Genomic DNA, 12478 nt, shown 5'->3' on the forward strand with positions numbered 1-12478 from the left:
CAAAGAATGACTAATCACATTGTAAAACCAGAAGAAACAAAATTAGAAATTACTGATCTTAACTTTTACTATAATGACTTTCACGCATTAAAAAACATCAATATGCGTATTGCTAAAAATAAAGTTACCGCTTTTATCGGGCCATCTGGTTGTGGTAAATCGACATTATTACGCTCATTTAATCGTATTTTTGAGCTCTATCCCAATCAACGTGCAACAGGTGAAATTAAATTAGATGGGGAAAACTTGTTAACATCCCCCATGGATATTTCCTTAATCCGTGCAAAAGTGGGGATGGTATTTCAAAAACCAACGCCTTTCCCTATGTCAATTTATGACAATGTAGCATTTGGTATCCGTTTATTTGAGAAATTAAGCAAATCTGAGTTAAATGATCGGGTAGAATGGGCATTAACTAAAGCAGCACTTTGGAGCGAAGTAAAAGATAAGCTTAATCAAAGTGGAGACAGCCTTTCGGGTGGGCAACAGCAACGCTTATGTATTGCTCGAGGAATTGCGATCAAACCTGAAGTCCTACTACTTGACGAGCCTTGTTCTGCATTAGATCCAATTTCAACAGCGAAGATCGAGGAATTGATCTCAGAGTTAAAACATGATTATACCGTTGCAATGGTCACACATAATATGCAACAAGCGGCACGCTGTTCGGACTATACTGCATTTATGTATTTAGGCGAGCTGATCGAATTTGATAAAACACAGCATATTTTTGATAAACCACGCATTCAGCGTACTGAAGACTACATTAAAGGACGTATGGGCTAACCCTATTGAGAATAATCCATTGCATCTGAAATGTATTTGATTACAATTTGTGATACCTAACCATCAAAAAGGATTTAATATGAAAAGCTTAAAATGCTTAGGTATCGTATTTGTTTTATTTTTTAGTCGTTATGCTTATACCTGCGATACCGATAAGCCAATCAAGTTAGGCGCATTAGATTGGGAAAGTGGACAATTCTCTACCGCACTTTTAGAGCTCATTTTACGTGAAGGCTATGGATGCCAAACAGAAACTGTACCAGGCGCAACAAACGCGTTAGAAACGGCTTTAGCTCAAGATGACATTCAAATTATTGCAGAACAATGGGTTGGTCGCTCTCCTATTATTGAACAAGCACTCTCTGAAGGAAAAGTCCAAATTATTGGTGACACACTCAAAGGTGGTGCCACACAAGGTTGGTATATTCCAGATTATGTGAAACAACAATATCCTGAATTAAATAATGTACAGGATCTTGCTCAATTCGCCACACTCTTTTCCGATCCTGAACAACCGAATAAAGCTCGTTTTCTAAACTGCCCAACAGGCTGGTCTTGTGAAATATTTAACACACATTTATTAAAAAATACGGGATTAAACCAACAATTTAATAATGTTCACCCTGGTACAGGTGCAGCACTTGATGCTGAAATTACATCAGCTTATGAACAACATAAACCGATTCTCTTTTATTATTGGCAACCAACAGGATTAATGGCTAAATACCCATTCGTTCCCCTTCATTTCCCTGACTATCAAGCTGAATGTTGGCTGGATTTATTACGCTCAGAAAGCAAAACAAATTGTATCAGTGGTTTCCCTCGCTCAAAACTCGCAATGTCAGTTTCTAGCCAATTTGCAATAAAACACCCTGATTTGTTGATGTTAATAAATAATATTCAATTTGAACCGCACATACTCAATCAAGCAATATTAGAAATGACAGAAAATAAACGAAATGGCTCTACACAAGCCTATATTTTCTTACAACAACATCCTCAATTATGGCAGCAATGGCTTTCTTCTAAAGCAGCTGAAAAGCTACAACAATACTTAGAACAAGGTGACAACAGCCATCATGCTCTGTTTCCATCATGGTCTGTCGCAGACAAACTCAATCGTTATTTGGTCAATACAGTACAAGATTATGGTAGCCATTTCCGCCAAGTCAGCCAGCTCTCCCTTGATTATTTACTCCTGCCTGTTGAAAAGCTACTTCAGTCGATGCCAGTATGGTTGATGTTATTACTTGTTGCATTTATTGGTTGGCATGCAACACGTAAGATCTGGTTTGCCTTGCTTTGTGTTGCGGGTTTCTATTTAATTGGTGCATTTGGACTTTGGTTGTCCTTGATGCAAACCCTCGCTTTACTTATTGTTTCAGCACTTTTCATCACATTACTTGGTATTCCAATTGGGATACTCATGGCATCAAACAAAAGGATACATCAAGTTTTACAGCCCATATTAGATGTTATCCAAACAATGCCAAGCTTTGTCTATTTAATCCCTGTTCTTATGTTATTTGGTATTGGTAAAGTGCCTGCATTATTTGCTACTGTTGTTTACGCCATTGCGCCACTCATTCGATTAACTGCACTTGGTATTCGTCAAGTGAGTCCACAAATGATTGAGGCAGCTCAATCTTTTGGTAGTACAAATTGGCAGTTATTATTATGGGTTCTGTTGCCTCAAGCAAAAACAAGTATTATGGCAGGTATCAATCAAGCCGTAATGATGTCTTTGGGGATGGTCGTACTTGCCTCAATGATTGGCGCCAAAGGCTTAGGTGAACATGTACTACAAGCGATTCAGACATTAAATATTGGACAAGGTGTTGAAGCAGGTGCAGCTATTGTTATTTTAGCGATTATAATTGACCGCATTACACAAGCTTATGGACGTGGTAAAAAATACTAGAGCAAAGAAAATGACACAAATTAGGTTTAACAATATCAATAAAATTTATGGTAGGGCATGCGATCAAGCACTCAACCTATTAAAAGAGAACGCCTCTAATGCAGACATATTTCAAGCAACAGGTTGCCAAATTGGTTTACGAAATATTAATTTAGAAATTAATGGAAATAGCATCTTTTGTATCATCGGTTTATCAGGTTCAGGTAAATCAACACTTGTACGTCATATCAACCGCCTCATCGAACCTAGCTCTGGTGAAGTTTGGGTGTGTGATACGAATGTGACCGCCTTAAATCAACAAGATTTACGCCAATTCCGACAACAGCGCATAAGTATGGTATTTCAACATTTTGGATTATTGCCACATTTAACCGTCAGACAAAATGTGGCTTACCCACTAAAAGTGCGTGGCATTGCAAAAAAAGAACGCCAACAACAAGCAGAGTATTGGTTAAATGAGGTTGGGTTAGCTGGATACGAAAAAGCCTATCCTATACAACTTTCAGGCGGCATGAGACAACGCGTTGGGCTTGCTCGAGCCCTAGCTGCTGATACGGATATCTTATTAATGGATGAGGCATTCTCGGCACTGGATCCATTGATTCGGATCAAGCTACAAGACCTTGTCTTAAACTTACAACAACGATTAAATAAATGTATCGTATTTATTACGCATGATATTGACGAAGCAATCAAAATGGGAAACCAAATTGCTATTTTAAATGAAGGTGAGTTAGTGCAAGTAGGAACACCACAACAATTACTACAGCATCCTACAAATGATTATGTAGCAGAATTTATGCAAACTGCGAAAGGCAATAATGTACGTTAAGAAAGCAGACAGCAGTTTACATAAACCAAGGGGGAAAAATGACAAAAATACTTGTTGTTGAAGATGAAAGTGCTATTCGAGAAATGATCGTTTTATTCTTGAGCCAGCAAGGTTACGAGATTCTAGAGGCATCAGATTATCAAAGTGCGGTCAAAAAACTTGCCGAAAAACCACAGTTAGTTCTGCTAGACTGGATGCTTCCTGGTCGCTCAGGAATCCAGTTTATTCAATATATAAAGAAACATGAAGACACTAATAAAATCCCTATTATTATGCTCACAGCAAGAAGTGATGAAGAAGATTGTGTTACTTGTTTAAACACAGGGGCTGATGATTACATAACCAAACCTTTTTCACCGAAAATATTACTTGCTCGTATTGATGCTGTTATTCGACGAGTATATGAGCAAAATAACCCTATTCTCGAAATTGATGGTCTCTGCTTAGATCAAAATGCTCTGCGTGTTTCTTATAACCAACAACTTATTAATCTCAGCTCCACCGAATTTAAATTACTCAAATTTTTTATGGAACACCCTGAAAAAGTCTATACAAGAGAACAACTACTGGATTTTATTTGGGGCAATGATATTTATGTAGAAGATCGTACAGTCGATAGCTATATTCGCCGTTTACGTCGAAGTCTAGAACCGTATGGATTTGAGCGTTATATTCAAACAGCTCGTGGAACAGGATATCGTTTTTCTAGCCAGATTCAGGATGACAGTAGATGAAAAGAAAATTTTCGATTAAGTATCTTTTAGTTGAATTAACAATAGCTATCAGTATTGCTACTCTGTTTTCCTATTTCACTCAATCTTTTCAATTTTGGCTCATAATCGTCTTACTTTGTTTGCTTGTTTGGCATCATTATAATGAATTTAAGCTACTCAAAATGCTGACCCCAGAAAGTGATCCAAGTATAAGGAAAACGCATTTATTAGATAATATTTCACAAACTGCGGCTTACTATAAGAGCAAAAATCGTCGCGAAAAAATTAAAACATTACGCCTACTGTCTAAACTTAATAAGAACATTCAATATTTACCTGATGCAATTCTCATTTGTGATGCCATGGGAAATATTTCTTGGTGTAATAATGCATCACAAGAAATGTTTTTATTTTACTGGCATAAGAAAATCCTCAATAAAAGCATATTTAGTGTGATTTTTTATCATGAATTTAAACAGTACTTTTCTCAGAATATACGTAAACGTCCGTTGGTGTTATTAACCAATGAAAATCGTTATATTGAGATCAATATTCATCAAGATGATAATCAATCTAGTGTGATTATCGCACGTGATGTCACTCAAATGATCCGTTTATTACACTCTCGCCAGACTTTTCTATCGAATATTAATCATGAGTTACGGACACCTCTTACTGTATTACAAGGGTATTTAGAATTACTAGAAACTGAACAAAATCAGACCGCACTTTCACAAAAAGCAATCCACGCGATGCAAGAACAAAGTAAACGCATGTCAAACTTATTACAACAACTTAATTTACTAGCTAAAATCGAAAATGCATCGAATAGCGAGCATCAAGTTGTCAATATGTCACGTTTAATCTCAAACTTAAAAGAAAATGCCGCTTTTTTAAACCAACACAATCACCAAATCAACTTTGAGATTACCCCCGATATTTATATTCTGGGCGATGATAACCAGCTACAAAGTGCAGTTTCGAATTTAATCTACAATGCGATTAAACATTCAGGTGAACATTGTCAAATTGATATCCGATGGCACTATTGTGAAGAGGGTGTAAAATTTAGTGTACAAGATAATGGAATTGGCATAGCCGAACATCATTTATATCATTTAACTGAACGTTTTTATCGGGTTGATGAATCACGCAATAATCAAACGGGAGGAAATGGATTGGGTTTAGCAATTGTTAAACATGCTCTCGAACATCACCACTCTCAGCTACATATTGAAAGTAAAGAGCAAAAAGGAAGCTGTTTTTCGTTTATTATTCCTTCTCAATTAATTCATGAAGTTCATCCATAATAAAAAATCTCTTAGCAGCTAAGAGATTTTTTATTTAGAAATGACAACTAAGCACTATTTTAGCATTATTTTTTCTTAAAACGCGCCGCACGCCCCACTTCTTCATCCAAGCTAATAATTTGTTTGAAGCTATTTAATAATTGTTCTTTATTTTTTGCCTCGTAATAATGATTGCCGACACATTTTTTCCAAGCAGTAACTTGATCTGCTGGTGGATTAAAACCAAATGCAACAAAGGCGATTCTTGTCGGTAGCTTATGATAATTTTTATCTTGTAAGGAATCTATTTTACCTTGAATTCGATGACATAGCCCTGCATCTATCAATTTCACTAATGTATCTTTTGACGGTTGGTTATCCGTACCATCTGATAGCACAAGTATAATACGTTGAGTATTAGTTTGTATTTTGTCAGGTTGTGCTTCTGCTGTTTTATTTTTATCCATCATGATATTTGCCCCAATAAGTAATCCTGATGTGACAGCCGTTCCCCCCTTTGGATTAACGCTTTCTAATGCATAAGATATATTTGGATTATTTTTATCAAACCACGCTTTCGTCGTTACAGTACCTTGATTCTCACCTAAACAAAAACGTTCATCCTTGAATTCAAATTCATAGTTTTTTTTATTCCCACTAAAAGTATCAATATCATTTAATGTCCTATTAACATCAAGAAATTTATTAAAAATGCGATTAATAGTTTCCCAATCTCCTATCCTCAATGCTTCTTTAAGTAAATCTTTAGGCTGAACTTGAATATCGCAAGTTTCATTTACATTTACGTAATTACTATTATTTAACTGACACTGAACTCCAGAAATAACGTTAGAATATTGATTATGAAAAAGGCGATATTTATCCTCTCTATCTAAAATAACTTTTTTAACAGTTAAACTTTTTTTTCCCTCTTCTAAATAATAAGGCAAAACACATTTCTCCGTATTATCTCTTTGTCTAGCCCCCGCAGCAAAAGTAGTAAATCCCATACGATTATATGGACTTATCCCTTCTGTCTCTTTGCTAGGTAGTAACATTTGAGAAATATCTTTCACAACATCACGAAGAATATCTATTTTTCTATTTGGATATTTTCCCTGAGGCAACTCATTTCCTCTTTCATCTCTCTCTTTTTGCCCCACTTCCCAAAGCATAGATTTCGAAAAATCCGACACTAGCATTAGATCAATAGGGGTCGTCAGACCATTTTCTTTCACCGCCATAGAGATACCCGAATACATTGGCAAACGTCCACCTTTAGTTTGTGGCTTAACTAACTGTTCACTTAATGGAATCCAAAAACGACGACGAATATTCCCATCCACAACACAACTTACTGATTTAGTCGGGCTTTGTTGTGCTGTTTTTGCAGCAATTGTTTGCTCACAATGATAATTAAAAGGTTCAGGAATAGTCACTGGTTGATCTTTCTCACTACCGCCTTTATTTTCAGAGCGTAAGTATACTTTTACCATTCCTTGAATCATTTCTTGATTACGCTTATCCTGTTGTGCATCGAGCAGTGACTTATAATTTTTTTGTTCTTCTACGGTAACTTTTTGATTTTTAACGTCTTGATGATGTGGATTTTTCCTAAATTGGTTATTTTCCGCAACGAGCATTAATGCTGCCTGTTCTGTTGCTTGAGAAAGTCTTGCTTTATCTAACAAAATCCCTGTTCCATCCACTGTAAAAGCCACTAATACAAGCAAAGGAAACGTTAATAATGCTGTCATAACAGCATAAACACCCTTTTGACTTTTATAAAAACGTTTAATCTGTAAATAATAGCGATAAATTAAATAATATTTTTTCATAATAAATCCATTTAACTTATTATTTCTCATCCCATGAGAAATAAAGATAAAATTAAAAATACATAATCATTAAAACCATATACTCAGTATCTTGTTAAACACAAAATAAAGAAAAGGAAGTAAGATAACATCGAATAGAAATAGAAGAACAAGGAAAGAAAATGTGTTTTTTCTAAAATGAATACGTTGGAACAATTGCTTACTCATCAATCTTAGTACCTCATAACCTAACAGAGATCAATATACATTATATGTGTTCAACTAATACTGTAGAATAAATATAGATGATATTAAATTTTAATCTAAAAGAAAAAACTAATAGAGTTAGATAAAAATTCTATTTCAATTCATCTATAAATAAAAATAAAATAATAGATTATAATAAAGTGGTCGTACCAGAAATTAAAAATAAAGCAAAATAAACATTAAAAATAAACAAAACCAGTTTAATTTAAAACCAGTAAGAAATATATGACTTTATATATAAAAATAAAAAGGAAATATGTATATCTATTTCCTCTTCAAATATAAGATAACATGCTCAATCATCTTGCTACAAACTATATACGTTTATTTAGTAATTTAAGCTTTGCCAAAAAAAGCGAGTATATTATGTCGAATCGCTTTTATCGGAAATTTCACTAATAATTGCCACTGTGCTTCAGTATAAAATTGATTATGAAATGGTCTTAAACGCTTATATACCTCAAAAGACTCCTCTCTACGCCCTAAACGATATAATGCCTCTGCCCAAATTAACTGTGCTTTAGCATACATAGTGATATCATCTTCTGCTGAGACCATCGTACAGGTCGCAATACATTCAGAATAACGCTTCAAATTCTTTAACAGTAAAGCCATATTCGTTTTAGCCGTAGCAAATAAACTCGCACCATCAGCTTGTTTAATTGTGTTAAGCAATTTTAGCGACTCTTCTACTTTATTTAAGCTAATCAGCACTGAACTTAAGAAAAGTTTGTCTTCTGCATCTAGAACTATTTGTTGAGAAAAGTCCAAATATAGCTGTTCTAGTTCATCAAATTTTTTCAAATAAATAAGCAAGTTTGCTAATTGCATTTGAGCTGAACGATACACCATTTTATTCTCATTAGGAATATGACGATAAATATCAAAAACATGCTCAAAGTTCCGTAACATCTTAGCGGGTTTCTCTCTTTCTAAGATCTCTAATAAAGCGGCTTTTTGAATTTGGAGTAAATGGTATAGCTCTGGTTCTGTTTGCTGATCAATATCCATTTTGTCTAATACTAATAGAGCTGCTTTCGTCTTTTTTTGTTTTGCTAACGCAATAGCTGGTCCTGCTACGCTTACAAATCGCTGGGTTATTTTGTCATCTAACATAATTAACTCGTTAAACCTCAAAAAAATGTTGTCTTAATTGCTGTAATTGATCGCGAACCGCCGCCGCTTTTTCAAATTCAAGGTTTTGTGCATATTTATACATTTGCTGCTCTAACTTCTTAATCTGTTGCTGATATTCTTTTGGTGTTTGTGGTAATTGATAAAGTGCGGTCGACTCTCCCGACTTTTTAGCCGTTTTATTGGCTTTTGCTTTATTATTTGCCCCCTGACCAATATCCAACAATTCACCAACTTTTTTATTTAGAGCTTGTGGAATAATGCCTCGCTCTTGATTATATTTCATTTGTTTTTCACGGCGACGATGCGTTTCACCAATCGCTTTTTCCATAGAGTTAGTTACACGATCTGCATATAAAATGGCTTTGCCTTTCAAGTTACGCGCTGCTCGACCAATAGTTTGTATCAGTGAGCGTTCTGAACGTAAAAAGCCTTCTTTATCCGCATCTAAAATAGCCACTAATGATACTTCGGGAATATCTAAGCCTTCTCTTAATAGGTTGATCCCTACTAACACATCAAATTCCCCTAAGCGTAAGTCACGAATGATTTCAACACGCTCGACCGTATCAATGTCTGAATGTAAATAACGCACTCGGATACCATGTTCATCAAGATAGTCCGTCAGATCTTCTGCCATTTTCTTAGTCAGGGTTGTCACTAATACTCGCTCATTTTGATCAGCTCTTTGACGTGCTTCAGAAAGCAAATCATCGACTTGAATAGCAACAGGGCGAATCTCGATCTCAGGATCCAGTAAACCTGTTGGACGTACAACTTGATCAATAATTTCTCCACCAGACTTTTCCAGCTCATAAGGTCCAGGTGTTGCGGATACATAAATAGTTTGTGGCGCTAAACGCTCAAACTCTTCAAAACGTAATGGTCGATTATCCAAAGCTGAGGGTAACCTAAAGCCATATTCAACTAATGTTTCTTTACGTGAACGGTCACCACGATACATACCACCAATTTGCGGGACTGTGACATGAGATTCATCAATAATTAATAACGCATCAGATGGCATGTAATCAAATAATGTTGGTGGTGGCTCTCCTTCATTTCGCCCCGAGAGATAACGTGAATAATTTTCAATTCCAGAACAATAACCCAATTCATTCATCATCTCGATATCAAATTGTGTACGTTGTGTAATACGCTGTTCTTCTAACAGCTTGTTATTTTCTAACAAGAATTTTTTACGCTCTGCCAATTCAGCCTTAATTTTTTCAATTGCATCTAAAATACGCTCACGAGGCGTCACATAGTGCGTTTTCGGGTAAATCGTATAACGAGGGACTGCACCGAAACTTGTTCCAGTGAGAGGATCAAATAAACTTAACCGTTCAATCTCATCATCAAATAATTCAATCCGTATTGCTCTGTCATCTGATTCAGCAGGAAAAATATCAATAATTTCCCCACGTACACGAAATGTGCCACGTTGAAATGCTTGATCATTACGGGTGTACTGTAATTCAGCTAATTTTGCTAATATTTGACGTTGGTTAATAATTGCTCCTGTTTGTAGATGGAGCATCATTTTGAGATAAGAGTCAGGATCACCCAAACCATAAATGGCAGATACAGAAGCAACAACAATAGTATCTCGGCGCTCTAAAAATGATTTTGTCGCTGACAAACGCATTTGTTCAATTTGATCATTAATTGAAGCATCTTTTTCAATAAAAGTGTCACTACTAGGCACATAAGCTTCTGGCTGATAATAATCATAATAAGATACAAAGTATTCCACTGCATTTTCGGGAAAAAATGCTTTCATTTCAGCATAAAGCTGTGCGGCTAATGTTTTATTAGGTGCGAGTAACATTGCTGGACGATTTAGCGTCGCAATCACATTCGCAATAGTAAAGGTTTTACCTGAACCTGTTACACCTAATAAAGTCTGATGACCTAAACCATTTTCTAAACCATCAATAAGTTGTTGAATTGCCTGAGGTTGATCGCCAGAGGGTTGAAAATCAGAGTGTAAAATGAAAGACTTTGTATTAATTTTTTGTGCCATATCGTCTCAACGGATCAGTTAAAAGTGCGGTCAATTTTAGCATAGTTTTACACGAAATCTTGTACTAAAAAATCTAGGTTTTACACAGACTTATAATTGTCAAGATTGAAACTTCACAAATTTGAAAAAAAATTTAAAAAATTTGCTAGAGTTTTTATAACTAATTGATAAATAAAAAAATGTTATTTTATAACCAATTAAGTGATGAAAGTGAATAATACTAGTAATGGCTTAGAGTTAGCGATTTTTTTTAACAACAACTCACAGAGTTATCCACAACCTCTGTGGATATAAAAATCATCTAAAAAAGTTGCATGTTTTTCTTTTTTTAAGGTTGACAAGGAATAATAAGCACATTATCATACGCCACCTAAATTCTTTGTGATACAGGATTTTTCCTCCTTAGTTCAGTCGGCAGAACGGCGGACTGTTAATCCGTATGTCGCTGGTTCAAGTCCAGCAGGAGGAGCCAATTTTTCTTTTGGTAGACTTTTATTTGTCTCCTTTTATAAAAGTTTATTTTTAACCAAAAGACTTTAAGCCCATATCCTCCTTATGGGCTTTTATTTTTTCATCAGTTCATCTTCTCTTTCTCTACTTTTGCATATATTATACGCGTCCAAATTTCACTATTTTTATAATAGGATTGTAGATGTTATTAGAAGCTTCTTTTGCTATTATTATCGGGTTAATTATTTTAGTTTGGAGTGCAGATCATTTTGTTGATGGCGCTGCAGCCTTAGCCCGCTATTTAGGAATGTCTCCATTATTGATTGGTATTTTAATTATTGGTTTTGGTACCTCAATGCCAGAGATGGTCGTCTCAGCACTTTCTGCATTTAATGGCAGTCCAGGTATTGCATTAGGTAATGCCTATGGTTCCAATATCACAAATATTGCGCTAATTCTCGGTTTAACTGCATTAATCAAACCATTAACCGTACATGGTAGCGTAATAAAAAAAGAGCTGCCAATATTGCTTGTTGTCACATTTATATCAGCTTATTTCTTACTTGATATGCAAATTTCCGTTTTAGAAGCTTGCATTTTACTAGGCTTTTTCATTATTTATGTGCTGTGGACAATTTGGTCAAGTAAAAAACAACGCGCATCTATCCAAGCCGCCTATGAGGAAGAAGGGGCAGAACAACACATATCACTAAAAGCATCCCTCTTTTGGCTAATTGGAGGACTTATTTTACTGATGTTGAGTTCTCAGTTACTCGTTTGGGGGGCGATAAAAGTCGCTAATTATTTAGGAGTAAGCGATCTTGTTATTGGATTGACTGTGGTTGCAATCGGAACCTCATTGCCTGAAGTAGCAGCTTCTATAGCAGCTGCGCGTAAAGGTGAAGTAGATCTTGCAGTAGGCAATATTATTGGTTCAAACTTATACAATACGTTAGCAGTTGTAGGATTAGCTGGCGTTATTATGCCAATTGAAGCAGAAAATGAAGTACTCACTCGTGATATGGTAGTGATGTCAGCCCTGACGATAGCATTATTTATCTTTGGTTTTATTGCCTACAAAAAACGCTATGCTCTAGGTCGATTAGTAGGTTTACTCTTTTTTACTAGTTACATCAGTTACACTATCTTTTTAATTCATAGCACAATTTGATACATCTTATAAAATGAAAAGCAGATCTTATGATCTGCTTTTTCCATTATTATGCATAAAAAAAGCAATTTA

Annotated in this window: 9 protein-coding genes and 1 tRNA gene; 7 read left to right on the forward strand and 3 right to left on the reverse strand. The window is 35.4% G+C overall.

Features of this window, described 5'->3' with window-relative positions:
* The first annotated feature begins 6 nt into the window (after window positions 1-6).
* The 5 genes from pstB to phoR all read left to right on the forward strand — a co-directional run bounded on the left by pstB (window position 7) and on the right by phoR (window position 5562).
* Complete coding sequence (gene pstB / locus DYE19_RS05100; protein ID WP_049215081.1) at window positions 7-786, forward strand: phosphate ABC transporter ATP-binding protein PstB; 780 nt, start codon at window positions 7-9, stop codon at window positions 784-786.
* Window positions 787-865: 79 nt separating this feature from the next.
* Window positions 866-2707: a glycine betaine ABC transporter substrate-binding protein gene (locus DYE19_RS05105; protein WP_115322844.1), complete on the forward strand. Its 1842-nt coding sequence runs from the start codon at window positions 866-868 to the stop codon at window positions 2705-2707.
* Window positions 2708-2717: 10 nt separating this feature from the next.
* Window positions 2718-3539, forward strand: coding sequence for a quaternary amine ABC transporter ATP-binding protein (locus tag DYE19_RS05110; RefSeq protein WP_115322845.1), 822 nt, complete (start codon window positions 2718-2720; stop codon window positions 3537-3539).
* Between the two features lie 38 nt (window positions 3540-3577).
* The gene (gene phoB, locus DYE19_RS05115; protein WP_115322846.1) at window positions 3578-4273 is read left to right on the forward strand and encodes a phosphate regulon transcriptional regulator PhoB; all 696 of its coding nucleotides are present in this window, start codon (window positions 3578-3580) and stop codon (window positions 4271-4273) included.
* The gene (phoR, locus tag DYE19_RS05120; RefSeq protein WP_115322847.1) at window positions 4270-5562 is read left to right on the forward strand and encodes a phosphate regulon sensor histidine kinase PhoR; all 1293 of its coding nucleotides are present in this window, start codon (window positions 4270-4272) and stop codon (window positions 5560-5562) included. The genes phoB and phoR overlap by 4 nt, the downstream gene beginning before the upstream one ends.
* A gap of 65 nt (window positions 5563-5627) precedes the next feature.
* Here the strand turns inward: phoR and DYE19_RS05125 are convergent, their stop codons facing one another.
* The 3 genes from DYE19_RS05125 to uvrB form a co-directional block, all read right to left on the reverse strand.
* Window positions 5628-7379 (reverse strand): TadE/TadG family type IV pilus assembly protein, encoded by a 1752-nt coding sequence (locus DYE19_RS05125; protein WP_226690941.1) that lies wholly within the window; start codon window positions 7377-7379, stop codon window positions 5628-5630.
* Window positions 7380-7961: 582 nt separating this feature from the next.
* The gene (locus tag DYE19_RS05130; RefSeq protein WP_115322849.1) at window positions 7962-8741 is read right to left on the reverse strand and encodes a tetratricopeptide repeat protein; all 780 of its coding nucleotides are present in this window, start codon (window positions 8739-8741) and stop codon (window positions 7962-7964) included.
* A 10-nt stretch (window positions 8742-8751) separates the two neighbouring features.
* Window positions 8752-10785: an excinuclease ABC subunit UvrB gene (uvrB, locus tag DYE19_RS05135; protein ID WP_115322850.1), complete on the reverse strand. Its 2034-nt coding sequence runs from the start codon at window positions 10783-10785 to the stop codon at window positions 8752-8754.
* A gap of 396 nt (window positions 10786-11181) precedes the next feature.
* Between uvrB and DYE19_RS05140 the strand changes: the two genes are divergently transcribed.
* Window positions 11182-11257 (forward strand) — tRNA-Asn (locus tag DYE19_RS05140).
* Between the two features lie 180 nt (window positions 11258-11437).
* On the forward strand, window positions 11438-12406 hold the full coding sequence (locus tag DYE19_RS05145; protein ID WP_115322851.1) for a calcium/sodium antiporter: 969 nt from the start codon (window positions 11438-11440) through the stop codon (window positions 12404-12406).
* The last annotated feature ends 72 nt before the right edge of the window (window positions 12407-12478 follow it).

The organism is Pasteurella canis (assembly GCF_900454865.1).
GTDB lineage: Bacteria > Pseudomonadota > Gammaproteobacteria > Enterobacterales > Pasteurellaceae > Pasteurella > Pasteurella canis.

Excerpts from the sequence above, each read along its gene's own strand:
- DYE19_RS05125 (WP_226690941.1), bottom strand. The coding sequence starts at position 7,379 with ATGAAAAAATATTATTTAATTTATCGCTATTATTTACAGATTAAACGT.
- DYE19_RS05145 (WP_115322851.1), top strand. The coding sequence starts at position 11,438 with ATGTTATTAGAAGCTTCTTTTGCTATTATTATCGGGTTAATTATTTTA.
- DYE19_RS05110 (WP_115322845.1), top strand. The coding sequence starts at position 2,718 with ATGACACAAATTAGGTTTAACAATATCAATAAAATTTATGGTAGGGCA.
- pstB (WP_049215081.1), top strand. The coding sequence starts at position 7 with ATGACTAATCACATTGTAAAACCAGAAGAAACAAAATTAGAAATTACT.
- DYE19_RS05130 (WP_115322849.1), bottom strand. The coding sequence starts at position 8,741 with ATGTTAGATGACAAAATAACCCAGCGATTTGTAAGCGTAGCAGGACCA.
- DYE19_RS05105 (WP_115322844.1), top strand. The coding sequence starts at position 866 with ATGAAAAGCTTAAAATGCTTAGGTATCGTATTTGTTTTATTTTTTAGT.
- uvrB (WP_115322850.1), bottom strand. The coding sequence starts at position 10,785 with ATGGCACAAAAAATTAATACAAAGTCTTTCATTTTACACTCTGATTTT.
- phoR (WP_115322847.1), top strand. The coding sequence starts at position 4,270 with ATGAAAAGAAAATTTTCGATTAAGTATCTTTTAGTTGAATTAACAATA.
- phoB (WP_115322846.1), top strand. The coding sequence starts at position 3,578 with ATGACAAAAATACTTGTTGTTGAAGATGAAAGTGCTATTCGAGAAATG.